Genomic DNA, 22,463 nt, shown 5'->3' with positions numbered 1-22,463 from the left:
CCCGGATCTGTTCAGCGAGCGCCTGGTCCCGGCGCTGCCGCTCGGCCCGCGCCGGCGCCGCCGACAGCCAGTGGTAGAAGCTGGAGCGGGCGATCCCAACGATCCGGCACAACCGCTTCACCCCGAAGGCGCCTGCGTGGTCGGCGACGAACTGGAAGCGGTTCACCAGCGCGTCTCCCCGGCGAAATACCGGGCGGCCTTGCGCAGGATGTCCCGCTCTTCCTCCAGCTCACGCACCCGGCGTCGCAACGCGGCGTTTTCGGCCTCCACCGTCTCCAGCGACGCCTCGCCGCCGCTGGCACCAGCTCTCGGCCTGCGGCCCGACCGCCCTGGCTCACCTGGCTCGGCGCGTGCCGCCCGGATCCAGTTCCGCAATGTCTCGGCGCTGATCCCCAGGTCAGCGGCGATCCCTGCGATCGTCGCGCCCGGCCTGGACTCGTACAAGGCCACCGCGTCCCTCTTGAACTCCGGTGGATAGTTCTTCATCCCCAACGGGACACTCTCCCGATCTCCCCGAACCAGCAAGGTCCAGGGTCTCAGGTGTCCAGTCCTCGGGTGGAACGCCCGCGTCTCTGGTGACGCCCAGATACCCCTTGACCAGCGAAGCGGTCATCACGTGCTGCTCTACCAGCTCGTCGAGAGCGCGATGGTTCGTTTCGAGGCTGCGTGCCAAGGCAGCCGCGGCGTCGACCGTAGCGCCGGTTTCCGGCATCAGCAGGCGAAGCCGCACCAGATGGTCTTTGGCACGGTCGACGTCGGCAGCGGTTAACTGGAGCTCGGCAGCGGCTTCTGTGAGCGATCGCCCATGTCTGTGCATGCTGGTGTACAGATTCTGCGCCAGACGATCGTTCTCCGCGCGAAGCGCGTCGTTCGACATCCGGCCATCAGGGGTCATCATCAGCCGTTCGCCGGCCGGAAGGCCACGGCGAAGTTCTTGCCGCCGTCCTTCGACTCCATGACGGTGCCGTCCTCCGTAGCTGCGAGCAGCCGCTGCACATCGACGGCGGTGAAAGCGGTGACGGGGCCCGGCAGCTTGCCTCCGTCCTGCCAGGACTTCCCACCATCGCGACTGGTGTGGATCCGGCCGTCCGGACCAGGCCCGATGAGCACGTCCTCGACCGGCGACTCGACGTGACTGAGGAGCGGCGCGTTCGCCATGTCCTCGAATTCCATGCCGCCATTGCCGCTGACCTTCAGCCCTTGTGGGGTGGTCACGAAGACTCGGGCGCGATCGCCGGCCAGGTCGTTCATGGGCTCCTCGGCTCCGGTCATCCAGGTCTCACCGCCGTCCGCGCTACGTCGAAGCTGGCCTGACTGAGAGTCATAGGCGTAGAGCGTCTCGACGGCAAGCTGTATCGCGTGGAAGTCGGCCACGCCCTCTCCTGACACCGTGGTCCATGTTCGGCCGCCATCGGTCGTGCGGATCAGGCCGAGGTGAGGGGAGGCGTCGGCGGACGCGTCCCCCGGGTGCCCGCTGGCCAGGAACGTCTTTGGTCCGACCACCGTGAACCCCATGTGATCCTGAATACGCCCGGCGACCCGTTCAGCGTTCTCCGCGCTCTGGACCCTGAACAGCCCGTAATGGCCAGCGAGGTACATCGCGCCATCAGCGGGATCCACTCCTATGCCATGGATGTGACCGATTCCTACATCCTGACCGGTCGCCGACTCCGGGGGCTGTGACTGGCCACACGCCGCCGCGAAAATAATCATGGCTGCTCCTGTGACGGCAGTACGCAGCCGAAGATGCTGTCCACCCATGGGAACGACCTCGCCGATACTCGATCTCTCGCCTGGCTACTATTCAATATCGTAGAACGTCACCGGACAACCGCTTCCTCGCCGAAGGTCTGGGAGTCTGCGCCATTGCCTTCCTGTGAGCAAAGGGAAGCTATCTGGGTGGATACGAGCTGGTTGCAGGATGGCTGATAGCACCTGGTGGGATAGATGGGCAGATGTATGTCGGCGTGTCCGCGCGCCGACGGGCAGCGTGTCATGCCTACTATCGGAGTAGAGCTGGTGTAGCGCTCAGGTGCCTACCGGCAGGTGTCGCGGTGGCCCCCTTGCCTGTGCCGCTCTCTCACCGGGTCTTCGGGATGTACCGCCTGGGAGCCCGCACAAAGGCCGATTCTTCTGCGCGGCCATTCACGAACCCGTCAACAGGAGTCACTCAGCCATGTTCACCAACCGATCCATGACCCGGCGACTCGCACTCACCGTGGCTGCGGGTACTGGGGCGCTCACCCTGCTCACTGCCTGCGGCGGCACCGACAACGCGACAGCGGGGCATGAGATGGCCGTCACGACGCACAGCGCGCCGCCCGCCACAACGGCTACCGCTCGGCCGGGCGCGTCCTTCAACGATGCCGATGTGATGTTCGCTCAGAACATGATCCTGCACCATCAGCAGGCCGTGGAGATGTCCGACCTGGCCGAGAGCCGAGCCGCCGATGCCGAGGTCAAGGAGCTGGCAGCAAAGATCAAGGACGCCCAGGAGCCGGAGATCCAGACCATGGAGGGCTGGCTCGAGACCTGGGACGAGCCCATGCCCTCCGGCGGCATGCACCACGACATGCCAGGCATGATGACGGCAGAGGACATGAAGAAGCTCGAGGATGCCAAGGGCGCGGCGTTCGACAGGCAGTTCCTGCGCATGATGATCGCCCATCACGAGGGCGCGATCGAGATGGCGAAGACCGAACAGAAGCAGGGCGCCAACGACGAGGCCAAGAAGCTCGCCGAGACCATCGAGTCCTCGCAGCAGACCGAGGTGGAGCAGATGCAGAAGATTTTCGACCGGCTCTGATCCTCCGGTGCCGGGCGCCCGGTTTAGGACACCCGGCGTTCTTCGGTGGGCGAGGCCTATGACCGGCTCGCTCAGGGCTGGTAGATGGTCGCGAAGTCCTTGCCTCCGTTGGTGGACTCGTAGACCGTGCCGTCCATGGCGGCGGCCAGGATTCGGTCAGCGGATACGGCGGTGAAGGCGACGGCCTGCATGGGAAGACGGCCCCCGGCTTGCCACGTCGGACCGCCGCCGCTGCGGGTGTGTACCTGGCCGTCGGGGGCCACGCCGACCAAGTGATCCTTGCCGGCCACGTCGAGGAAGGACAGCAGCGGGGCGCCCTTCAGAGCCTTGAAGCTCTTGCCGGAGTCGTCGCTGACCTTCACCCCGTCGGGGGTGGTGGCGAAGAGGCGGTCGGGTGCGTCGGCACCGGCAGCCAGATCGAGCAGGTCGAGCCGGGCGGCCGGCTTGAGGTCGGCTCCCTTGCCGCGCCAGATCTGGCCGGTCTGGCTGTCGTAGCCGTAGACAGTGGCCCCCGCGACCTGCAGGGCGTGGAAGTCGGCCTTGCCGGCCAGCGCCACCTGTTCCCAGGTGAGGCCGGAGTCGGTGGAGCGGATCAGACCCAGGTGCGGCGCCTGCCCCGCGGTGATGTCGGCCTCGGCTGGGTGTCCGCTGGCGTAGAAGGTCTTCGGCCCTGCGACCGTGAAGCCCATGTGGTCGGCGTCTCTGTCGCCCACTCTGAGCAACTTCTTGTTCTCCAGCGTGAACAGTCCGAAGTGGCCTGCTACATAGGTCTTTCCGGTGGCGGGGTCGACGCCCAGCCCGTGAACATGGCCGACTCCGGGATCCGAGGAGGGCTGGGCGGCAGGCTCAGGCGCAGGGTTGTCCGAACCGCATGCCGTCAGGCCGATGGCGAGAGCGAGCGCCACTGCACAGTTCTTGATCATCTTATGCCTCGTAACCGAGGAGGCTCATCATCCCGGCCTCCGCATGGTAGATGTTGTGGCAGTGGATCATCCACAGACCGGGGTTGTCGGCGTCGAAGTCGACATGGAGCGTCTTGCCGGGCAGCACGATCGCCGTGTCCTTGCGCAGACCGCTGCCGGCCAGGGCGAAGGTGTGGCCGTGCAGGTGCATCGGATGCCACATGAGGCTCTGGTTGACGAAGGACAACCTGACGCGCTCGCCGGACCTGATCGGGTCGATGACCTTGGGGTCGTACTTCCTGCCGTTGATGGCCCAGTCGTATGTGGCCATGGTTCCGGTGAGCTTGAGAGACACCGTCCGGTCAGGTGCCCGCTCTGCCAGCCGTACGGCTTTGCTCGGTTTGAGCTGGTCGTAACCGGTGAGATGGCCGTCCAGCTCGGTAGGACGCACGTCCGCCTTCGGGGCTCTGGCGCTTTTGGCCGTTCGAACCAGAGCGCGGGCCAGACCGCGCTTGCCTTCGGCGAGCGCGACCAGCGGGAAGGCGCCGTCCTTGAGGGTGACCAGGACGTCGTAGCGCTCGCCCATGCCGAGCAGCAACGCGTCGGTCTCCGTCGGCTCGACGGGGAAGCCGTCGGCGTGGGCGACGGTCAGCCGGTGGCCGCCCAGAGCGACCCGGAAGGCAGTGTCGCCGCCCGCGTTGATCAGCCTGATCCGCAGCCGGGTACCCGGTGTGGCGGTGAACGTCTCCGGTGCGTCGGCCACCCGGCCGTTGATGAGGAAGTGCGGGTAGTAGACGTCACCGGCGTCGCCGCCGAGCAGGTCGCTCTCGGCGTTCATCATCATGTGCGGCCACTTCGCCGGCGCGGTCGACGTGGGCGTGGGCATCGGCATGGCGCCGTGGCCTTCGTGGCCGCCCTCGCCCATCATGCCCGCCATGGAGGTCAGCTCGGCCAGCACGTCGTCGGGCGTCCCTGTCACGCCGTCCATCCAGTCGTCGAGGACGACGACCCACTCCTGGTCATAGGCGAGCGGCTCGGCGGGATCCTCGACGATCAGCGGCGCGTACAGGCCGCGGTCGAGCTGGGTGCCGTGGTGCGGGTGAAACCAGTAAGTCCCCGGATGCGGAGCGGTGAACTCGTACAGGTGCTCACCACCGGCGGCGATCGTCGGCTGCGTCACGCCGGGCACGCCATCGGCGTCGTTGCGCAGGGCGAGGCCGTGCCAGTGCACGGTCGTCTCCTGAGGCAGCTGGTTGGTCAGCCGGGCTCGGACCACCTCTCCGGCTTTGACGCGGATCGGCTGGCCGGGCAGGCGCTCGCCGTACAGCCAGGTGTTGACGGTCGGCCCGCCGAGATCGACCTGGCCTTCGCGGGCGAGCAGCCGGAACTCCCGCGCCTGGCCCGGGCGACGGGCGGTTTCGGCGGCGCGCACCTGGGCGCCGCCAGGCTGGACGAAGGTCGTGCTCTCGCTCGTCGAGCACGCGGAAAGCAGGGCTCCTCCTGCTGCGGTCAGGCCGGCGCGCAGGAAGAACCGTCGATCGATGGATGTCATGAATCGCTCACGGTTCGAAACGGATAGAAGCTCCCTTGAACGGGGCTCCTATATCCGTAGAACGGCCACGCGGCGCAGGGACAAAGCGATCGGCAGAGGTGAGCCGCGAACCGCGGGCAGCGCTGTCGGGCGCCGGCCACCAGAGCCCGCGGCCGGCACCGCGCGACCGAGGGCGAACAGTTTCAACACGATCACGACGAGGATCGCGGCAAGCGCGGCCAGGCACAACACCACTGGACGGGGACGGTCGTCGGCAGAGAGGACCGGCTCGTGTGTCCCGCTCATGCCGAAATGGTCCGCAGCCGCCATGTGGGCGCAGGCGCCGATCGAGGTGTGGGAGGTCGGACAGAAATGAGCAGTGGCATAACTGAGCCCGACGCCCAGCAGAACGGTAGCGATCAGCACGAGCCTCGGCAGCAGGGCAGAGAACGTGCGCCTACCGCTCATCGCTCCTCCCATCGGACGGCTACGGGCTCACCCTATCCTCGGTGCTGTCCGCCCCATATTCGAGCTGGGTGATGGCGTGATTCACTCGCTGTTGATGACCGCTTCTGAGCGGGGCCCGGCTGGCGATCGCGGTTGCCAGCGCGGTAGCGGGAGCACGGCTGTCCGTGTCTCCCTTGAAGTGGTCGCGTTGGGCACTCATAGCGGCGATGGCATGTTCTCCGCTTCACGGTGAGGCTGGTGTCGTGTTCGGTGGGAAACCGGGTCATTCGGACGCGTGAAGCAAGCCCGTCGTACGTCACGACCAATCACGCCACGCCGCAGCCTTGCGACGGGCTTTGCAAGCCGATGAGGCGTCCCGGTGATATTCGTGCAAAACCTCGGGTCGAGGATGCGTCACGCAGCAGGTTGGCTCGCTATGCGCAGATGAGCGGGGGCGACCCGGTGGCCACATTCGGGCACCGATCGAGAGCTGTGACACTCTGCTACGAGCTTGACCGTAGCCGGAGTTAAGCAGAAGAGCGGGCCGGGCATTTCCTGCTGCGGTGCGCTGCCGACGGCTCGTTTCGAGCGCCGAAGCGCCGAAAACGGACCATCGACAAGGAGCGGTCGTGCAGGCTGAAGACCTCACTGGGTACTACACCTACAGAAGTTTCCTGAACCACCCGGCGCCGGTTGACGACTTCAACAAGCTCCGGTTCGGGGAGGCCGAACTCTATCTCTCGGTGCAGCAGGACAGGAGCATCACCGGCACGTTGTCCTTCCCGGCCGCTCCGGGCGCGGATCGCAAGGATGTCATGGACATCACGGGAGAGATCCTGGACTGGTCGACCGCGCGGTTCAAGCTGACGGGCAAAGGACGCACGAAGACCGGTATCGCGGACTTCCACTACGAGTACGACGGCGTGCTCTCGCGCACCTGGGAAACGGGTGTCGACCAGCGTCCCTCGCTCACCGGCACGGTTCTCCGCGCCAAGGAGCACGGAAATGGCGCCAACCCGGCCAGAGCGGGCGTCACGGCCAGCTTCGTGGCGGTCAAACGCGACTTCCCCGCTCCCCGCGAGGTGCCGGGGGTGGCGCTGCTGCCGGAGGCGCTGTCGATGCTGGCCACGCGGGTCCACCGGCTGAGGCACACCACCTGGCACGTTCTCCGGTCGGTCTGGCGGGCTCCGCTCACCGATGTCGACCGCAAGGAGATCACCGAACTGGGCTGGGGGATCGACCGCCCGCCGTTCAACCACAAGGGGCTCGATCTGGCCAACGGCGCCGGTGAGGATTTCCTGTTCATGCACCGGCGGATGATCCAGATGGTGAACGAGATCTACGAGGGCTCCGGCGCGCCCGTCATTCGCGGCTGGGCATCCATCCCCGGCGCTGACGCACCGCAGTACGTGTACCTGGAGAAGGACGATCTCGCCCGCCCAGGCGAGAAGAGCATGCAGTACGACGCCGCCCGCTCCGGATTCATGGTCCCACCGGCCGATGCGGAACTGCTGGCCACGTTCCCCGAAGCGAGCCGGCCGACGATGAAGCTGCTGAAGTCTCCGAACTATCTCAGCTTCGCGATGAGGGCGCTGGAACGCACCTACACCTCACCGCTGGAGTTGTCCCGCCTGTCCCTGGGAGCCCTCGGCAACCTTCTGGAGTTCACCATCCACAACCAGATGCACATGCGCTGGGCCTCCATTCCGCGGGACGCGCAGGGCAAGGTCGCACTGCGCGGTGACTTCGACTTCGACGGTAAGTGGGACCACCCGAGCTACGACTATCTCGGCGACTTCTACTCATCCCATCTCAACCCGCTGTTCTGGCGCCTGCACGGCTGGGTGGACAACCGCATCCAGGACTGGTTCGACGCCCACGAAGCCGTGGCTCCGGGGGAGATCGAGCGCATCGACCACAAGGGTGTGGCCTGGTTCAAGCCTGGCAAGTGGGTCGCCGTGGCCGAGCCCTTCGACTGGCCGGAGAGCGAGCATGATCATCACGGTGACCACGGTCACGGGGACGAGCACGCCGTCGCCGTCATGCTGAAGGTCCTCAAGATCGTGCAACGGGCCCAGGAGCCCACAGTGGAGGAGGGGCCGGCGGCCGAACTCCGTGAGCGGCTCATGCAGCAACCGCCGCTCAACCTCATGAGCTTCCTGCGGTCGATCGACGTGCCGGTCGAATGAAAGACCCCGGTCAGGGGCGTGCCGGGCGAGCTGCTCGGGGGCCAGGCCAGGCCAGTCGGCTGTCGTGAGAGGGCAGGCCCAAGACGGACGCCTCCATGCGCACCATCGCCCTGGATGCCGAAACGATCGCGATCCTGCGTGCCCACCAGCGGCGTCAGCGCGAGGAGCGGCTCGCAGCGGGGGAGGCCTGGAAAGGCACCGGCTTGGTGTTCACCCAGTCCGATGGGGATCGGCTGCACCCGCAACATGTGTCCGACCAGTTCCTGTGGCTGGCCTATCTGGCGGGATCGCCGCCGATCCGGCTTCATGATCTACGGCATGGCGCGGCCTCGTTGATGCTGGCCGCGGGCGTGGAGATCAAAGTGGTCCAGGAGACGCTCGGGCACACCTCCAGTGCCTTCACTGCCGATACCTACACCTCGGTCTTTCCGCAGGTGGCGATGGCGGCGGCGGAGAAGACCGCGGCGCTGTTGCTGGGAGACGACGATCAGGAGGAGCGGGGCGCGCTGAGGCATCTCCGCGCATAACCGAAGTTGGAGAACGGCCTCGTCTCGCCGGATTCGCGGCGGGACGGGGCTGTTCGTCTTGGCGCTGCGCCGCTGAGCGGCGCGTTGGATGGCATCATGATCATGGTGTGTACAGGGTTGGTACGGGCGAGCACCGCGCGAGCACCGATAGGCTAGAACTATGTTCCGGACAGCTGGTGTGGCATGCATTTTCGCAGGTCAGAGCCATGATCAAAGCGCGCCCTGCAGGATTCGAACCTGCGACCGTCGGATTAGAAGTCCGATGCTCTATCCAGCTGAGCTAAGGGCGCTCCCGCCTAATTGTGCATGATCCTGGGAGCTCGTACGTACTCGATTGTGCGTGTCACCACGCTCCCTCAGCTCAGCGACCGCTCGCCCCACTGCTCCCCGAACCCCGCCCCCCACCCCGAACTGGGCCTTCCTGAGGGTTGTGGTCTCGGACACCTCGAAGCCGATCGTGCCGCCCAAGCCCCGCCCCTCGCCGTGGCGGTACCGGAGCGGGACCGGTTGCCGGCCGGGTGGAGGCGGGTTGTCTCCTGGACGAACGTCGACGGAAGCGCCCAAGCGGCGCCGGGAACGGTTGTCTCCCGCACCGGACGAACGTCGACGGAAGCGGCCAGGCAGCGCAGGGAACGATTTCTCCGGCCCCAGCGGCCAGGCGGTGCCGGGAACGATCCACGGCGTGGCGGCGTCGCGGGTGGGAATGTCCGAAAACCCCAGGCGGGGGGCGCACATATAGGGCTAAGGTGTCGTGGCATGGTCGCGACGGTCCTGCACGAGATTCCTCTGCAGGGCGGGGACGTGACGGACGGAGTGGTGCGGATCGCCGACACGGTGCGTAGGCCCATCTGCCGTTCCAGCCCCGCCGTGCACGCTCTGCTGCGCCACCTCGAGGCGGTCGGCTTCGACGGGGCGCCGCGGCTCGTAGGCATGGACGCCACCGGTCGCGAGATCATCACCTTCGTTCCTGGCACCGCGGGCCTCACCGTCCACAGCGTCACGGACGAGGCGCTCGGGTCACTGGCCGTCCTGCTGCGGCGCTTCCACGACGCGACCGAGGGCTTTCCGCTGGCCGGGCATCGGTGGGAGGGCGGGTCGAACGACGACGACGTCCCCGAGGTGATCGGGCACTGCGACCTGACCCCCGAGAATGTGATCTTCCAGGGCGCCGAGCCCGTCGCGCTCATCGACTTCGATCTGGCGCGGCCCACGACGAGGGCGTTCGACGTGGTCACCACGCTGCGCCACTGGGCGCCGATCGCCGATCCCGTCGACAGGCATCCGCTGCTGCGCCACGTCGACGTGGGCGCGCGGCTGCGGCTGTTCTGCGAGGCGTACGACCTGCCGCCGCGCACGCGCCGCCGCCTGCTTCCGCTGGCCAGGCTGCGCTTCGGCCGTTCCTACGAGGTGATGAGGGCCAGGGCGGCCGAGGGCGGCGGCTGGGCGAGGTTGTGGGAGGACGGCGCGGGCGAGCGCATCCGGCGGGCCGCGGCATGGCTCGACACCCACGAAGATGAGCTTCATGCACATCTGGTCTAGGTCCGCGGGAATCGCACTCGGAGTTCTCGTGGACGCCGTCGTCGGCGACCCCAGGCGCGGGCATCCCGTCGCGCTGTTCGGGCGGGCGGCGGCGGCGCTGGAGCGGCGCCTGTACGGCGACGCCCGCCCCAACGGCGTCGTGCACGTCGCCGTCTGCGTGGGCGCCGCGGCCGGCCTGGGCGTCCTGGCGAGCCTGGCGACCGAACGCGTACCGGGCGGCTCCCCGACGCGGCTCGGTAGCTCGAAGGCAGGCCCGGGCGTGGCCAGGGCGGTGGCCGAGGTCGGGTTGACCGCCGCCGCCACCTGGGCGGTCCTGGGCGGCACCACGCTGGCCCGTGAAGGCGTCCACATGGCCGAGGCCCTCGAGGCCAAGGACATCGAGGCCGCCAGGAAGCGCCTGCCGCACCTGTGCGGCAGGGATCCCCGCACGCTGGAGGCGCCCGAGCTGGCCAGGGCCACGGTCGAGTCGCTGGCCGAGAACACCTCCGACGCCGTCGTCGCCCCGCTGTTCTGGGGCGCGATCGCGGGGGTGCCTGGGTTGCTCGCCTACCGCGCCGTCAACACCCTCGACGCGATGGTCGGCCACCGCTCCCCGCGCTACGAACGTTTCGGCTGGGCCGCCGCCAGGCTCGACGACGTCGCCAACTACGTCCCCGCGCGGATCACCGGGCTGCTGGCCGTCCTGGCCGCTCCTGACAGCGGGCGCGCCCTGCGGGTGCTCAGGAGGGACGGTCACCGTCACCCCAGCCCCAACGCGGGCAGGTGCGAGGCCGCGTTCGCGGGCGCGCTCGACGTCACGCTGGGCGGCGTCAACGTCTACGGCAGCAGGGTCGAGCACCGTCCGGAGATGGGGGAGGGGCCCAGGCCGGAGGTGCGCGACATCCGCAGGGCGGTGCGGCTCACCAGGACGGTGAGTCTCGCGGCCGCCGCTATCGCCGTGCTTGCTCCAGCACTCTGGCCGCGTCGCGCTCGTAGAAGCCCCGCGCGAGGAGAGTGATCACGCCGCCGACCACCATGAAGGGGATCAGCGCGTACATGCCGGTGGTGAGCGAGCCGCTGGTGTCGGAGATCCGTCCGACGACCAGCGAGCCGAAGGCGCCGCCGAACGTCGTCAGCAGCTGCAGGACGGCGAAGCCGAGCCCGCGGGCGTGCGCGCCGACCACGTCGGCCAGGCAGGCGGTCATGTTCGGGATCGCGATCGACATCAGCGTGCTGGCCACCAGGGTCAGGACGCTGAGCCACAGCATGGAGTCCATGGCCAGGGCCCCCGCCAGCACCGCGGAGCCCGCGGTGATCCCGCCGCCGCCCGCGAGCAGGCGGCCGCCCCTGACGGTGCCGTGCCACTTGGAGCCGAGCCTGGAGCCGATCAGCGTGCCGAGCACGGGTCCCGCGATCGTGATGAGGCCGCTGACCGAGCCGGCCGCGCCGGTGCCGACGCCGAACGTGCGGACCATGAGCGAGGGCATCCAGTAGAAGATGCCGGCCAGCCCGAGCGTCAGCAGGGCCAGCCCGGCGCAGACGATGGCCAGCGTGGGGATGCGCAGGACCTCGAGGAAGCGTCCCGCGCGCCTGTCCTTGAGCGCTGCGGGCACTTCGGCCTCCGCGACGCCGGCGGGCTCGCCCTGCTCGCCCGGCTGGGTGGAGCCGCCCGCGACGAGCGAGTCCAGGTGTCCCCTGGCCGGTTCGCGCAGGCGCCAGCACAGCCACGCCGCGATCAGGCCGGGCACGACCATGACGAGGAAGGCGGTCCGCCAGCCGTACGCCTGGGCCAGGACGCCGCCGATCAGCGTGCCGATGCCGCCGAGATAGGTGGTGACCCTGGTCAGGCCGTACGCCTTGGCCCTGGAGACCGGCGGGTAGTAGTCGGCGGTCAGGGAGCCGGAAGCGGGGTTGTCGATGCACTCGGCGGCGGCCAGGAAGACGCGCATCGCGTAGAACATCGCGAAACCGGCGGCCAGGCCGGAGCCGAGCGTGGCCACCGCCCACAGCAGCACGACGACCGCGAGGATGCGGGTCCTGTTGACGCGGTCGGCGAGGTAGCCGGCGGGGATGGCGACGAGGGCGGCGGCCAGCGCGGAGGCCGTGGGGATCGAGCCCGCGGCGGTGTCGCTGAAGCCCCATTCGGCCTGCACGTGCGGCAGCACGCCGGACAGCAGGTTGTGCTCCACGCGGTCGACCAGGCCGACGACGAACAACACGATCAGCGGAGCCCAGCCGTAGGGCGCGCGGGAGGCGGCGTCGATCCCTGCCGGAGGAGGGCTGCCGAACAGGCGGGTCGCGACCATGCCCCATCCTTTCCAGAATTGTATTCTAGGAGTTTGTTCTAGACAGAGTGGCAGAAGTCACAGCCTGAGCCAAGAGGTAGCGGGAGACGGACCGCTACCGTGGCCGCGTGAAGGGTGCGCTGCTGGTGGCCGGGACCACGTCGGATGCGGGGAAGAGCGTGGTGACGGCGGGCATCTGCCGCTGGCTGGCCAGGCAGGGGGTGCGGGTCGCGCCGTACAAGGCGCAGAACATGTCGCTCAACTCCTTCGTCACCGCCGACGGCGCCGAGATCGGCCGCGCGCAGGCGATGCAGGCGCAGGCGGCGGGGCTGGAGCCGCTCGCCGACATGAACCCGATCCTGCTCAAGCCGGGCAGCGACCGCCGCAGCCAGGTGGTGCTCATGGGCAGGCCGCTGACCGACGTCGACGCCATGGAGTACGGCGCGCTCAAGGACTTCCTGCGCGAGAAGGCCCTGGAGTCCTTCGGGCGGCTGAGGTCCGCCTACGACGTGGTGATCTGCGAGGGGGCCGGCAGTCCCGCCGAGATCAACCTCAGGCGCGGCGACATCGCCAACATGGGGCTGGCCCGCGCCGCCGGCCTGCCGGTCGTCGTGGTCGGCGACATCGACAGGGGCGGCGTCTTCGCCGCCTTCTACGGGACCGTCGCCCTCCTCGACAGGGAGGACCAGGCGCACATCGCCGGGTTCGTCGTGAACAAGTTCAGGGGAGCGGTCGAGCTGCTCGAGCCCGGCCTCGACACGCTGCGCGGGCTGACCGGCCGCGAGGTGTACGGCGTGCTGCCCTGGCTCGAAGGGCTGTGGCTGGACGTCGAGGACTCCCTGGCCCTCGACAACCGTCCCGCCGTCACCGGCACGCCGTACGGCAGGCAGACGCTCCGCGTCGCCGTCGTCAGGCTGCCGCGCGTCTCGAACTTCACCGACCTCGACGCGCTGGCCGGCGAGCCCGGCGTGGTGGTGCGCTTCGTCACCACCCCCGCCGAGCTCGACGACGCCGATCTGGTGGTCCTGCCGGGCTCAAGGGCCACGGTCGCCGACCTGGCGTGGCTGCGCTCGACGGGCCTGGCCGACGCGCTGGTCGCCCGCGAGCTCCCGGTCCTGGGCATCTGCGGTGGCTACCAGATGCTGGCGCGCGAGATCGTCGACGAGGTGGAGTCGGGCGCGGGCCTGGTGAAGGGGCTGGGGCTGCTGCCGGTGCACGTCACGTTCGCCAGGGACAAGCGCCTGGCCAGGCCCACCGGTGAGGAGTACGGGCAGCCGGTCTCCGCCTACGAGATCCACCACGGCGTCGCCACGGTGGAGGGCGGCGAGCCGTTCCTCGACGGGTGCAGGGTCGGCGCGGTGTACGGGACGACGTGGCACGGCGCGATGGAGAACGACGGCTTCCGCCGCGCGTTCCTGACGGACGTGGCCTCGCGCGCCGGGCGCGACTTCGTGCCCGCGCCGGCCACGAGCTTCGCCGCGCTCAGGGAGGCGCGGCTCGACGCCCTGGGCGACCTGGTCGAGCGCCATCTCGACACCGACGCGCTGCTCAGGCTGATCGAGAACGGCACAGGGCCGGTGCCGTTCCTGCCGCCGGGCGCGTAGGCGCGGCCGCCGCCACCGAGAGGCGGTCAGTGGATGCGGTCGGGGATCGTGCGGGGAAGCGCCCGCAGCCAGGCGTCGAGGTCGCGCGGCCACCATCGCCCCGCCGCCAGCCTGCCGAGCGCGCCCGCCACGCTGGCCGCCGAGGAGGGGGCGGGCACCACCCGCACGGGGGCCGCTCCCGCCAGCACCCCGAGCCACCAGTGCCGCTCCGTGGCGGGAAGCTCCTCGGGCTCCAGCACGACGTAGTAGTCGGGCAGCACCCTCCGCTCCTCGCGCAGCGCCGCGAGCGTCTCCTCGACGGCGACCTCCAGCCCTCCGACGGGCTCGGTGCCGTCGAAGAAACCCGCCCACGCGCGCCCGACCTCGGCCAGCGGATCGGCGTCGTGGACCACGTAGGTGGCCCTGGCTCTGGTCACCGCCTCCGTCACCTGCTCGGGCAGGAGTTCGCCCGTCGTCAGGGTCCGCACGTTGTGCAGCCCCTCGAGCCCCGTGACCACCTCGGCCGCCCGCTCTCCCGTCACCACGACCACCGTGCTGCTCACCCGCCGCATCCCTGGAGTCTACGGAAACCGTGTGCTTCAATCACCTGACGGGCATGTGGGGCGCCCGCTGACACTCGTTGTCCAGGACAGGCAGGCCCCCATGAACGACAGCGACACGATCGCCCAGCTGGCACGGCGTGCGGTCAGGGCGAGCAAGCGCATCGAATGGCACAACAGGCTCGTGCGAGACCTCGAGCTCACCCGGCAGAAGCTGCGGCGCGCCACGCGTCTCATCGAGGAGCTGTCGGCAGCCGAGCCGCCGCCTCCCGAGTACCTCACCGCCGTCCGCTCGCCCACGCGCAGGCCGTTCCAGCAGGTGACGGTGGTGATCGACGGCTCCGCCTGCCTGATAGGGCTGAGCCAGGCCCGCTCCTCGTGGGGACACGAGGCAGACGACTGGCGTAGGACGGTCGACCTCGTCAGGCGGGTGCGGAGCGGGCGGCTCCCGTGATCGCGCCCACTGTCTACCGGCCGCTGCCGCGACCCCAGGCGTGGCTGATCACGTGGGTCGACGGCGAGCCGGTCATCGTCGTCAACTCCAACCTCGACGAGGGCGAGCAGCGCGCCGCGCGCCTGGACGCGCAGCGCGCCGCCCGATCCACCCGCCCGCCGCCGTGACGGCTCAGGCGGCCGTCTGCTGCAGGACGGCGCCGGGCGTGTCGGCGAAGAAGCGGACGCTGGTGACCGACTCCTCGGCGCCGAGCGGCCGGGTCACGGTGATCGGCTCGGCCAGCTCGACGATCACGTTGGTCTGCGAGGAGACCGCCACGCTGAGCCGTCCGTCGGCGACCCTGACCATGCCGTTCTCGTTGTAGGTACGCGAGACGCGCATCGAGGTGATGAGCTCTCGGGGGATGCGCAGGTCGAAGTAGGCGCCGCAGCGGACGCGCAGCTCGTCCTCGGTCAGGACGTGCGGCCTGGTGACGCAGGCCGCGCCGAAGGCCAGGCCGAACAGCACGCCGTACAGGTCGAGCACCAGGACGGCGACGCGTATGGGGGCCGGCACGTCGAAGGCGACCATCAGCAGGTCCACCGCCACCAGCTCGACGATCATCATGAACAGCACGAGCAGGATGGTCGTGCTCTGCTCCTTGGAGTAGGAGAGCGCGGTCGCGCCGGGCGGCACCCCGTGGCGCCGCCTGGTCACCCACAGGCCCAGGCTGACCATGCCGTTCAGCTCGAACGCCAGCAGCCTGCGCACCTTCGCGGGCACCAGCTGCTCGTAGGTCGCCGAGAGCGCGGCCCGCCGTCCGAGCCCCGCTCCGCGCGAGGCGCTGAACAGGCGGTAGGCGGTCACCGCCTCCAGCGCGAGCACGAGCATCACGAGGGTCTCCCCGGCCACCAGGACGGGCGTCGGCAGCGGCACGCCCGCGATGAGCAGGGTCACGAGGAGCACCTCGGCGGGGATGGTGGTGTACAGCGCGGCGCGCGCGAGCCTGAGCATCACAGTCCTTCCTTCAGGGTGAGCAGCAGCAGCCTGAAAACCTCGGTCTGGGCCGGGTTGAGCTCGTCGGTCAGCGCCTCCAGCCACGCCGACCCCGGCCCCGAGTGGGCCGCCATCGCCGAGGTCATCTCGGCGGGCAGGTAGTCGGCGAGATCGGCGGCGAGAGCCGCGATCCTGGGGTCGCCCGGCTCGGCGTCGTCGAGCGCGTCGAGCCGGGCGTAGAGCTCGTGCGCCTTGGCGAGGGCGTCGGGCGAGGTGAGCGGGGCCAGCAGGGTGCGCACCTCCTCCTCGCCCGCCATGGAGCCGACCAGGGTCAGCAGCTCTCTGTCGAGCGCGGCGAACCTGGAGCCGCCCGATGACAGGTCGCGCAGCGCCGTGGTGAGGTCGGGGGAGATCAGCGAGTCGGGGTTGAGGTCCACCAGGCGGAGGAGCTCGGCCAGCTTCTCGCGCCTGAGCGTGATCACCGCCTGCTGCCTGGCCAGGTCGGCGTCGAGCTCCTCCAGGACCTCGCGCAGCTCCTTGCCCGCGTCGTCGGCCAGCACGTCGCGCAGCTCGTCCAGCGACAGGCCGAGCGCGGCCAGCTGCCTGACGCGCGACAGCAGCACCGCATCGCGCAGCCGGTACTCCCGATAGCCGTTGGGCAGCCGTTCGGGCTCGGGGAGCAGCCCCAGGTGGTGGTAGTGGCGCACGGTCCGGGTGGACACCCCGACCAGCGCGGCGAGCTCTCCGATCCTCATGGGCTGATTACACACCTTGACGTTACGTCAAGGTCAAACCCTCCACCACGCCGCGCGTTGGCAGCAAAGCGACGAAGAATGACAGTCGTCGTGCTGGGGTCGGCGCCCGGAGTCCGCGAGGATGAACCGGGTTGTCGAGGCCGTGTGGAAGGGAGCGAGGGATGGATCTTGGAGTGGCGCTGCCCACGTCCGGCGCGTACGCGCCGGCGGAGGCGGTCGTGCGGGTGGCGCAGGGCGCCGAGCGCCTGGGCTGTGGAACGCCTCTCACCGCGGACGACCTCGACGGCGAGCGGCCGTTCCTCGGCGGCTCGGCCTGGCAGATCGCCGCCGACCTCGACCTGGCGGCCCCCCTCGGCCTCGACCACGTCCTGTTCGCCGACACCGCCTCCACCACGGCCGACGAACTGCTGCGCCGCCTGTCCGAGCTGCGGGAGGCCGTTCCCTCGGCCGGATGGAGGCCTGCCGCGTGAGAAGCGGATCCCTGGAGCGCCGTCCGGAGCGGATCGCGATACGTGCCGCCAGACTGTTCGACGGCCACGGGCCCGGCTACCTGCTCGACCCGCTGGTCGTCGTCGAAGGGGGCCGGATCGTCGAGGCGGGGGCCGGCCTCGAGCCGCCGCCGGGGGTCGAGGTCGTGGACCTCCGCGGGCTCACCCTGCTGCCCGGGCTGGTCGACAGCCACGTCCATCTGGCGCTGAACGCGACGGACGAGGCCGTGGACCATGTCACGCACGCAGACGAGGCCGCGCTGCTCGCGTCCATGAGGGCGGCCGCCGCGCGCACGCTGGCGGCCGGTGTCACCACCGTCCGCGACCTCGGTGACCGCGACTATCTCTCGTTACGGCTGCGGGAGGAGACGGCGGCCGACCCTGCGGCAGGACCCGCCATCCTCGCCTCCGGCCCTCCGATCACCACGCCCGGAGGACACTGCTGGTTCCTCGGAGGGGAGACCAGCGGCGTCGACGGCGTCAGGGCGGCGGTCAGGGAGCGGGCGGAGCGCGGGGCCGACGTGGTCAAGGTGATGGCCACCGGCGGAGGGATCACCGCGGGCTCGGCCATGCACGAGCGGCAGTACGGCCGGGCCGAGCTCAGGGCCGCCGCGGAGGAGGCGCATCGGCTGGGCCTGCCCATCACCGCGCACGCGCACTCGCCCGAGGGCATCGCCGACGTCGTGGCGGCGGGTTTCGACGGGATCGAGCACTGCACGTTCTACGCCGAGGACGGCGTCAGGGCCGACGAGGGGCTGGTCAGGGAGCTGGCGGCAAGAGGGGTCGCGGTCACGCTCACCCTCGGCGCGCTTCCCGGCGGCCCGCCGCTCACTCCCGAGCAGGCCAGGCAGCTGCCGGCCTTCGTCGCGGGCCTCCGCATGATGCGGCAGGCGGGTGTCACCCTCGTGTGCGGCAGCGACTCGGGCATCTTCGCCGTCAAACCGCACGGCGGCCTGGCCCACAGTGTCGCCGCCATTGTGGACATGGCGGGGCTCGCGCCGCTGGACGCGCTCCGCTCGGCCACCTCGGTGGCGGCGCGGGCGTGCGGAGTCGGCGAGCGCAAGGGAACGGTGGCCGCGGGCTTCGACGCCGACCTCATCGGCGTGGAAGGCGACCCCCTGGCCGACCCCGCGGCGCTGCTGGACGTCCGGGCCGTCTTCCGGGCGGGACGTCGCGTCGCCCTCGACGAGCAGGACGCGCGGGGCCGCGGGTAGGCAGGCCGCGGGACATCCCGTCGCCCTCGACGAGCGGGACGCGGGTAGGCGGGCGGCGGGACGGAGAAGCCCTGACCGGGCGTGGACGGCGAGGCTCGCGCGTCCACGCCCGGTCAGGGCGGGTTCTCACGTGCGCCGGTCAGGCGTCACCACTCGCGGTTGTCCGTCCCGGCGCCGCCGTCGACGGTGACTCCGGTGATGCGCACGCTGTCGACGGAGACGCTGGTGATGCGCACGCTGTCGGCCGCGCTCGGCAGGGCGGCGACAGCGGTGAACCCGATGGCGACCACTCCTGACGTGACCAGCGTTGCGATGATGCGTCGCATATGTCCTCCCGTGTGATTGGCAAGCGTTCCTCATGCTGACATTCACCGTGTCGAGGCCAGGAGCAGGAAAACTGCCGCCCTTGCCGAAATTCCCGCCACGGCGGTGGTTATCGTGTGGCGGACACCGTGCCATCAGCTCATGCTGCCCCGGGGGGAACCACGATGAGCCTTGACCACCTCGTCTACGCCGTCCCCGACCTGGAGGAAGGGGTGGCGGCGTTCGCCGGGCGGACGGGGGTACGCCCCGTGAAGGGCGGCTCGCATCCCGGCGGGAGCGCCAACTACCTCGTCGGCCTCGGCCCGACCGCCTACCTGGAGATCATCGGACCCGATCCCGAGGTGGAGGGCGCCAGACCGAGGGCGTTCGGCCTCGAGACGCTGACCGAGGCGCGCCTGGCGGCGTGGGCGATCCGCCCCGAGGACCTGGACGCGACCGTCGAGCGGGCGCGCCGACTGGGGCGCGACCGCGCACCCCGCCGCCTCGGGGCTGCCGCAGCTCACCCTGGCCGCCTTCGCCGCCGTCACGCCCGAAGCCGAGGCACTGCGCGCCGACCTCGACGTCGAAGAGGGGCCCGAGGTCGTGCTCAGGGCCGTCCTCGACACCCCGAACGGAACGGTGGAGCTGGCATGAGCAGCCTGGGTGAGTATCTCTCCCAGAAGCGGGCGGCGCTGCTGGCCAGGCGTGAGAGCCAGACTGGCGGGCCCGTGCCGCTGCGTGCGAGCGTCACGGCCGAGGGCCGGAGCGGGGTGCGCAGGATCAGGATCAGGGACTTCCAGATCCTCAGCGACAGCGGGCCCGACTTCGCCGGCTACGACCTCGGCCCCGGCTCGCCCGAGCTGCAGGCCGGCGTGCTCGGCAGCTGCGTCACCCACATCTCAACTGGCAGGTGGTGTGAGCGGTCTCAGCGTGACCGCCTGAGCAGCCAGATCAGGTACGGCGTGCCGACCAGCGCGACGATCAGCCCTGACGGCAGCTCCTTGGGGGCCAGCAGCCACCGCCCGAGGCTGTCGGCCGCCACCACGAGCGCCGCGCCGAGCAGCATCGCGGCGGGCAGCAGCCGCCGGTGGCCAGGGCCGACCAGGCGCCTGGCCAGGTGCGGAGCCACCAGGCCGACGAAGCCCACCGAGCCGACCGCGGCGGCCGCACCGCCGGCCAGGAGCGCGCCTGCGGACAGGACGGCCATCCTGGTCCCGTTGAGCGGCAGGCCGAGGGAGCGGGACAGGTCCTCGCCCAGCGCCAGCAGGTCGAGCGGCCTGGCCGCCAGCCAGAGCAGCACGGCGGCGAGCATGGGCAGCGCCAGCCACACCAGGTCGTCGCTCGACCTGGCGTAGGTGCTGCCGCTCATCCAGGTCAGGGCGGCGGCCAGCGCCATGCCCGCCTTGAGCGCGGCGAAGTACACCAGGGCCTGCGCGCCGGCCAGGATGCCGATGCCGACCAGCACGACCCGCACGGGATCGAAGCTGCCCTTCCTGTAGGCGACCGCGACCAGCAGGCCGAGCGCGGCCAGCGCTCCGGCGAAGGCGACCAGCGGCAGCAGGGCGCGCGGGGCGGCCGGCACCAGGATCAGCAGCCCGACGGCCGCGACGCCCGCCCCGCCCGTGACGCCCAGCAGCCCGGGATCGGCCAGCGGGTTGCGGGTCACCGCCTGCACCGCCACCCCGGCCGCGGCCAGGGCCGCTCCCGCCACGGCCGCCACCACCAGGCGCGGCACGCGCAACGCCAGCACCCGCCTGACCAGCTCGTCGCCCGGCGCGAGCATGTCGGCGAACGTCACAGGCACGTCGCCGATCCTCAGCCCGAGGACGAACGCCGTGGCCAGCGCGGCGAACGACAGCGCCAGCACGACGGGGTACGGCACGCGCCGCCGTCCTGGCAGGGCCACCGCCGCGCCTCGCTCGACGTGGCCGCTGGCCAGGCGCCTGGCCAGCACGACGAAGAAGGGCGCCCCGAGCAGCGCGGTCACGATGCCCGCGGGCAGCTCGGCGTGTCCGTCCGCCGGGTCGAACACCGCGCGGGCCAGGGTGTCGGCGCCCAGCAGCAGGACCATGCCGGTCACGGCGGCGGCGGGGATCAGCGCGCGATGGCGGCCGAGACCGAGCAGCCTGACGGAGACGGGGGCGATGAGCCCGACGAAGGCCAGCGGCCCCGCCACGGTGACGGCTGCGGCGGCCAGCGCGATGGCCAGCAGGAGCGCGCCCGCCCGCACCCTGGGGACGGCGGTGCCCAGCGAGCGGGCGATGTCGTCGCCGAGGGCCAGCAGGTCCAGCGGGCGGGCCAGCGCCATGGCGGCGAGCACGGCCGCGGCCACCACGACGAGCAGGCCGCCCGCGCGTCCCACGTCGGACTGGACGAGGGAGCCGCTTCCCCACAGGAACAGGCCGCGCGTGCCGTACTCGTCGAGCATGAGCAGCATCGTGGCGGTCGCCATCAACGCCATGGCCACGGCCGTACCGGCCAGGATCACCCGGCCAGGCGCGTCGCGGCCGCCCAGCGCGAGCACCAGCAGCGCGGCGGCCAGGCCGCCGGCGAAGGCGAGCGTGCCCTGCGGCAGCGCGCCCAGGTTCAGTCCGGCGAACGAGGCGGCGACCACGGCGAGGTAGGCGCCCGCGTTGACGCCGAGCGTGTCGGGCGCCGCGGCCTGGTTCCTCGTCGTGGTCTGGATGAGCAGCCCTGAGACACCGAGCGCGCCGCCCGCCACGACGCCGGCCAGCAGACGGGGCAGGCGGCTGCCCATGAAGATGTCGCTCACTCCGGGCGCGGCCGTGCCCGTGAGGAGGGCGGCCAGCTCGGACAGGCCGATGCCCGAGCTGCCCTGGCCCACGTGGACCACGCAGAGCAACGCCAGTGCGGCCAGGCCCGTCCCGATGACGGCGAACGAGCGGGCGGGGACCCGGAGGTCCCCGCCCGTGGCCGTGCTCACGCTCCCAGAGCCTTGGCGGTCTCCTCGAGCAGCTGCTCGGTCGTCTTCGGCCCGCCCCACAGCCAGGTGCCAGGGTCGAGCGGCAGCGCCCGCTTCTCCTTCACGAAGGTGAGGCCCTGCCAGATCGGGTTCTTGGCCAGGGCGCCGGTGAAGACGTTGTCCTTGTCGGAGGCGACGTAGAGCAGCGTGGCCCTGTCGACCTGCTTGAGCGCCTCGACATCGGTCTCCGTCATGCCCCAGCTGTCGCCCTTGCCCTTCCACGCGTTCTTGAGCCCTGCCTCGGCCAGCACCTGCGCGGCCAGGGAGTTGTCGGCGAGCAGGCGCAGGACGGGGGCGTTCTCGCCGGTGTAGCCCTGGGTGACGGTGTAGTCCGTGCCCGCCTTGCCGGCCTTCTCCAGCCTGCCCTTCACCTCGGCGATCTTCGCGTCGAGGCCGGCGAGGACCCGGTCGGCCTCGGCCTGCCTGCCGACGACGACGGCCAGGTCCTTGAGCGTCTGGCGCATGTGCGCGTACTGGGTGCGCCCCGTGCCCTCACCCGTGTAGTCGAGGACGACCACCGGCGCGATCTGCTTGAGCGCGTCGAGGTTCTGCCCGACGCGGAACTTCTCGGCGACGATCAGGTCCGGCGCCAGCGCGGTGATCTTCTCCAGGCTCGGCTCCTGCCTGGTGCCGACGTCGGTGGTCCTGCCCTTCACCCGCTCGCCGGCCGTCACCCAGGTCTCGTAGTTGTCGACGTCGGCGACGCCCACGGGGGTGACGCCGAGCGCGAGCAGGTCCTCGGTGTAGGTCCACTCCAGCGACACGACCTTGGTGGCGGGCGCCTTCAGCTCGACGGCCACGCCGTCCGCGCCCTTGATCGAGACGGGCTTCGCGGCGGCGGCGCTCTGCGTGGCCTGACCGGCGGTCGGCGCGGCGGTGGAGCCGCAGGCGGTGGCGGCCATGGCCAGGGCCAGGACGGCCACGACTCTTCTCAGCATGGGGG

The 22,463-nt window shown here is 70.5% G+C and carries 23 protein-coding genes, 1 tRNA gene and 1 pseudogene; 12 read left to right on the top strand and 13 right to left on the bottom strand.

The genetic code is table 11. From position 1 onward, the window contains the following. Positions 1 to 162 precede the first annotated feature (162 nt). On the bottom strand, positions 163 to 492 hold the full coding sequence (locus tag ABFX50_RS34590; protein ID WP_428834716.1) for a transposase: 330 nt from the start codon (positions 490 to 492) through the stop codon (positions 163 to 165). 124 nt (positions 493 to 616) lie between these two features. On the opposite strand from ABFX50_RS34590, the gene ABFX50_RS34585 reads away from it, so the two are divergent. Further along, complete coding sequence (locus tag ABFX50_RS34585; RefSeq protein ID WP_346152430.1) at positions 617 to 769, top strand: hypothetical protein; 153 nt, start codon at positions 617 to 619, stop codon at positions 767 to 769. 128 nt (positions 770 to 897) lie between these two features. Here the strand turns inward: ABFX50_RS34585 and ABFX50_RS34580 are convergent, their stop codons facing one another. Beyond that, positions 898 to 1,713 carry a F510_1955 family glycosylhydrolase gene (locus ABFX50_RS34580; protein WP_346152428.1) on the bottom strand — a complete coding sequence of 272 codons (816 nt, stop codon included), beginning with the start codon at positions 1,711 to 1,713 and terminating at the stop codon, positions 898 to 900. A gap of 463 nt (positions 1,714 to 2,176) precedes the next feature. Between ABFX50_RS34580 and ABFX50_RS34575 the strand changes: the two genes are divergently transcribed. Beyond that, entirely contained in the window at positions 2,177 to 2,806 is a 630-nt protein-coding gene (locus ABFX50_RS34575) for a DUF305 domain-containing protein (protein WP_346152426.1), read from the top strand. Between the two features lie 71 nt (positions 2,807 to 2,877). On the opposite strand, the gene ABFX50_RS34570 is transcribed toward ABFX50_RS34575, so the two are convergent. The 3 genes from ABFX50_RS34570 to ABFX50_RS34560 are packed head-to-tail and all read right to left on the bottom strand — an operon-like array spanning position 2,878 to position 5,707. Then, on the bottom strand, positions 2,878 to 3,729 hold the full coding sequence (locus tag ABFX50_RS34570) for a F510_1955 family glycosylhydrolase (RefSeq protein WP_346152424.1): 852 nt from the start codon (positions 3,727 to 3,729) through the stop codon (positions 2,878 to 2,880). Between the two features lies 1 nt (position 3,730). Continuing rightward, positions 3,731 to 5,260, bottom strand: a complete 1,530-nt coding sequence (locus tag ABFX50_RS34565) for a multicopper oxidase family protein (RefSeq protein WP_346152421.1) — start codon at positions 5,258 to 5,260, stop codon at positions 3,731 to 3,733. A gap of 48 nt (positions 5,261 to 5,308) precedes the next feature. Next, positions 5,309 to 5,707, bottom strand: a complete 399-nt coding sequence (locus ABFX50_RS34560) for a hypothetical protein (RefSeq protein WP_346152420.1) — start codon at positions 5,705 to 5,707, stop codon at positions 5,309 to 5,311. Positions 5,708 to 6,315: 608 nt separating this feature from the next. Here ABFX50_RS34560 and ABFX50_RS34555 point away from each other — a divergent pair. Both ABFX50_RS34555 and ABFX50_RS34550 read left to right on the top strand, forming a co-directional pair. Further along, positions 6,316 to 7,875: a hypothetical protein gene (locus ABFX50_RS34555; protein ID WP_346152418.1), complete on the top strand. Its 1,560-nt coding sequence runs from the start codon at positions 6,316 to 6,318 to the stop codon at positions 7,873 to 7,875. 95 nt (positions 7,876 to 7,970) lie between these two features. Then, a complete protein-coding gene (locus ABFX50_RS34550) occupies positions 7,971 to 8,402 on the top strand; it encodes a tyrosine-type recombinase/integrase (protein ID WP_346152416.1) in 432 nt (143 codons plus the stop codon). Between the two features lie 216 nt (positions 8,403 to 8,618). Here ABFX50_RS34550 and ABFX50_RS34545 read toward each other — a convergent pair. Then, positions 8,619 to 8,692 (bottom strand) — tRNA-Arg (locus ABFX50_RS34545). Positions 8,693 to 9,158: 466 nt separating this feature from the next. Here ABFX50_RS34545 and ABFX50_RS34540 point away from each other — a divergent pair. Both ABFX50_RS34540 and ABFX50_RS34535 read left to right on the top strand, forming a co-directional pair. Next, positions 9,159 to 9,941, top strand: coding sequence for a phosphotransferase (locus ABFX50_RS34540; protein ID WP_183647829.1), 783 nt, complete (start codon positions 9,159 to 9,161; stop codon positions 9,939 to 9,941). Then, the gene (locus ABFX50_RS34535; protein ID WP_346152414.1) at positions 9,925 to 10,938 is read left to right on the top strand and encodes a cobalamin biosynthesis protein; all 1,014 of its coding nucleotides are present in this window, start codon (positions 9,925 to 9,927) and stop codon (positions 10,936 to 10,938) included. The genes ABFX50_RS34540 and ABFX50_RS34535 overlap by 17 nt, the downstream gene beginning before the upstream one ends. Here the strand turns inward: ABFX50_RS34535 and ABFX50_RS34530 are convergent. Continuing rightward, a complete protein-coding gene (locus ABFX50_RS34530; RefSeq protein WP_346152412.1) occupies positions 10,871 to 12,226 on the bottom strand; it encodes an MFS transporter in 1,356 nt (451 codons plus the stop codon). The two genes, ABFX50_RS34535 and ABFX50_RS34530, sit on opposite strands and share 68 nt — an antisense overlap. A 107-nt stretch (positions 12,227 to 12,333) precedes the next feature. Here ABFX50_RS34530 and ABFX50_RS34525 point away from each other — a divergent pair, with 107 nt between their 5' ends. Then, on the top strand, positions 12,334 to 13,809 hold the full coding sequence (locus ABFX50_RS34525) for a cobyric acid synthase (RefSeq protein ID WP_346152410.1): 1,476 nt from the start codon (positions 12,334 to 12,336) through the stop codon (positions 13,807 to 13,809). 26 nt (positions 13,810 to 13,835) lie between these two features. Here the strand turns inward: ABFX50_RS34525 and ABFX50_RS34520 are convergent, their stop codons facing one another. Continuing rightward, on the bottom strand, positions 13,836 to 14,360 hold the full coding sequence (locus tag ABFX50_RS34520; RefSeq protein WP_346152408.1) for a hypothetical protein: 525 nt from the start codon (positions 14,358 to 14,360) through the stop codon (positions 13,836 to 13,838). Positions 14,361 to 14,451: 91 nt separating this feature from the next. Between ABFX50_RS34520 and ABFX50_RS34515 the strand changes: the two genes are divergently transcribed. Together ABFX50_RS34515 and ABFX50_RS34510 are read left to right on the top strand one after the other, a co-directional pair. Continuing rightward, the gene (locus ABFX50_RS34515; protein WP_183647815.1) at positions 14,452 to 14,802 is read left to right on the top strand and encodes a hypothetical protein; all 351 of its coding nucleotides are present in this window, start codon (positions 14,452 to 14,454) and stop codon (positions 14,800 to 14,802) included. Then, positions 14,799 to 14,969, top strand: a complete 171-nt coding sequence (locus tag ABFX50_RS34510; protein WP_183647812.1) for a hypothetical protein — start codon at positions 14,799 to 14,801, stop codon at positions 14,967 to 14,969. Before ABFX50_RS34515 ends, ABFX50_RS34510 begins: the two co-directional genes overlap by 4 nt. A gap of 4 nt (positions 14,970 to 14,973) precedes the next feature. Here ABFX50_RS34510 and ABFX50_RS34505 read toward each other — a convergent pair whose 3' ends face one another. Together ABFX50_RS34505 and ABFX50_RS34500 are read right to left on the bottom strand one after the other, a co-directional pair. Beyond that, positions 14,974 to 15,795, bottom strand: a complete 822-nt coding sequence (locus ABFX50_RS34505) for a hypothetical protein (RefSeq protein WP_346152432.1) — start codon at positions 15,793 to 15,795, stop codon at positions 14,974 to 14,976. Next, a complete protein-coding gene (locus ABFX50_RS34500; RefSeq protein ID WP_346152406.1) occupies positions 15,795 to 16,532 on the bottom strand; it encodes a MerR family transcriptional regulator in 738 nt (245 codons plus the stop codon). Before ABFX50_RS34500 ends, ABFX50_RS34505 begins: the two co-directional genes overlap by 1 nt. 161 nt (positions 16,533 to 16,693) lie before the next feature. Between ABFX50_RS34500 and ABFX50_RS34495 the strand changes: the two genes are divergently transcribed. Together ABFX50_RS34495 and ABFX50_RS34490 are read left to right on the top strand one after the other, a co-directional pair. Continuing rightward, positions 16,694 to 17,002, top strand: coding sequence for a hypothetical protein (locus ABFX50_RS34495; RefSeq protein WP_346152404.1), 309 nt, complete (start codon positions 16,694 to 16,696; stop codon positions 17,000 to 17,002). Continuing rightward, entirely contained in the window at positions 16,999 to 18,234 is a 1,236-nt protein-coding gene (locus tag ABFX50_RS34490) for an amidohydrolase family protein (RefSeq protein WP_346152402.1), read from the top strand. The genes ABFX50_RS34495 and ABFX50_RS34490 overlap by 4 nt, the downstream gene beginning before the upstream one ends. Before the next feature lie 146 nt (positions 18,235 to 18,380). Here ABFX50_RS34490 and ABFX50_RS34485 read toward each other — a convergent pair whose 3' ends face one another. Continuing rightward, positions 18,381 to 18,560, bottom strand: coding sequence for a hypothetical protein (locus ABFX50_RS34485; protein WP_346152400.1), 180 nt, complete (start codon positions 18,558 to 18,560; stop codon positions 18,381 to 18,383). Between the two features lie 162 nt (positions 18,561 to 18,722). On the opposite strand from ABFX50_RS34485, the pseudogene ABFX50_RS51495 reads away from it, so the two are divergent. Then, positions 18,723 to 18,992: pseudogene (locus tag ABFX50_RS51495) on the top strand (VOC family protein); the annotation flags it as partial. 470 nt (positions 18,993 to 19,462) lie between these two features. Here the strand turns inward: ABFX50_RS51495 and ABFX50_RS34480 are convergent. Together ABFX50_RS34480 and ABFX50_RS34475 are read right to left on the bottom strand one after the other, a co-directional pair. Next, entirely contained in the window at positions 19,463 to 21,481 is a 2,019-nt protein-coding gene (locus tag ABFX50_RS34480) for an iron ABC transporter permease (protein WP_346152398.1), read from the bottom strand. Then, entirely contained in the window at positions 21,478 to 22,458 is a 981-nt protein-coding gene (locus tag ABFX50_RS34475; protein WP_346152396.1) for an ABC transporter substrate-binding protein, read from the bottom strand. Before ABFX50_RS34475 ends, ABFX50_RS34480 begins: the two co-directional genes overlap by 4 nt. Positions 22,459 to 22,463 lie beyond the last annotated feature (5 nt).

Source organism: Nonomuraea recticatena, assembly GCF_039533245.1.
Taxonomy (GTDB): Bacteria; Actinomycetota; Actinomycetes; order Streptosporangiales; family Streptosporangiaceae; genus Nonomuraea; species Nonomuraea roseola.
This window is presented reverse-complemented; position numbering and strand designations above follow the sequence as displayed.

Excerpts from the sequence above, each read along its gene's own strand:
- ABFX50_RS34565 (WP_346152421.1), bottom strand. The coding sequence starts at position 5,260 with ATGACATCCATCGATCGACGGTTCTTCCTGCGCGCCGGCCTGACCGCA.
- ABFX50_RS34475 (WP_346152396.1), bottom strand. The coding sequence starts at position 22,458 with ATGCTGAGAAGAGTCGTGGCCGTCCTGGCCCTGGCCATGGCCGCCACC.
- ABFX50_RS34500 (WP_346152406.1), bottom strand. The coding sequence starts at position 16,532 with ATGAGGATCGGAGAGCTCGCCGCGCTGGTCGGGGTGTCCACCCGGACC.
- ABFX50_RS34520 (WP_346152408.1), bottom strand. The coding sequence starts at position 14,360 with ATGCGGCGGGTGAGCAGCACGGTGGTCGTGGTGACGGGAGAGCGGGCG.
- ABFX50_RS34560 (WP_346152420.1), bottom strand. The coding sequence starts at position 5,707 with ATGAGCGGTAGGCGCACGTTCTCTGCCCTGCTGCCGAGGCTCGTGCTG.
- ABFX50_RS34535 (WP_346152414.1), top strand. The coding sequence starts at position 9,925 with ATGCACATCTGGTCTAGGTCCGCGGGAATCGCACTCGGAGTTCTCGTG.
- ABFX50_RS34580 (WP_346152428.1), bottom strand. The coding sequence starts at position 1,713 with ATGATTATTTTCGCGGCGGCGTGTGGCCAGTCACAGCCCCCGGAGTCG.
- ABFX50_RS34575 (WP_346152426.1), top strand. The coding sequence starts at position 2,177 with ATGTTCACCAACCGATCCATGACCCGGCGACTCGCACTCACCGTGGCT.
- ABFX50_RS34495 (WP_346152404.1), top strand. The coding sequence starts at position 16,694 with ATGGATCTTGGAGTGGCGCTGCCCACGTCCGGCGCGTACGCGCCGGCG.
- ABFX50_RS34550 (WP_346152416.1), top strand. The coding sequence starts at position 7,971 with ATGCGCACCATCGCCCTGGATGCCGAAACGATCGCGATCCTGCGTGCC.
- ABFX50_RS34540 (WP_183647829.1), top strand. The coding sequence starts at position 9,159 with ATGGTCGCGACGGTCCTGCACGAGATTCCTCTGCAGGGCGGGGACGTG.
- ABFX50_RS34530 (WP_346152412.1), bottom strand. The coding sequence starts at position 12,226 with ATGGTCGCGACCCGCCTGTTCGGCAGCCCTCCTCCGGCAGGGATCGAC.
- ABFX50_RS34515 (WP_183647815.1), top strand. The coding sequence starts at position 14,452 with ATGAACGACAGCGACACGATCGCCCAGCTGGCACGGCGTGCGGTCAGG.
- ABFX50_RS34505 (WP_346152432.1), bottom strand. The coding sequence starts at position 15,795 with ATGCTCAGGCTCGCGCGCGCCGCGCTGTACACCACCATCCCCGCCGAG.
- ABFX50_RS34485 (WP_346152400.1), bottom strand. The coding sequence starts at position 18,560 with ATGCGACGCATCATCGCAACGCTGGTCACGTCAGGAGTGGTCGCCATC.
- ABFX50_RS34570 (WP_346152424.1), bottom strand. The coding sequence starts at position 3,729 with ATGATCAAGAACTGTGCAGTGGCGCTCGCTCTCGCCATCGGCCTGACG.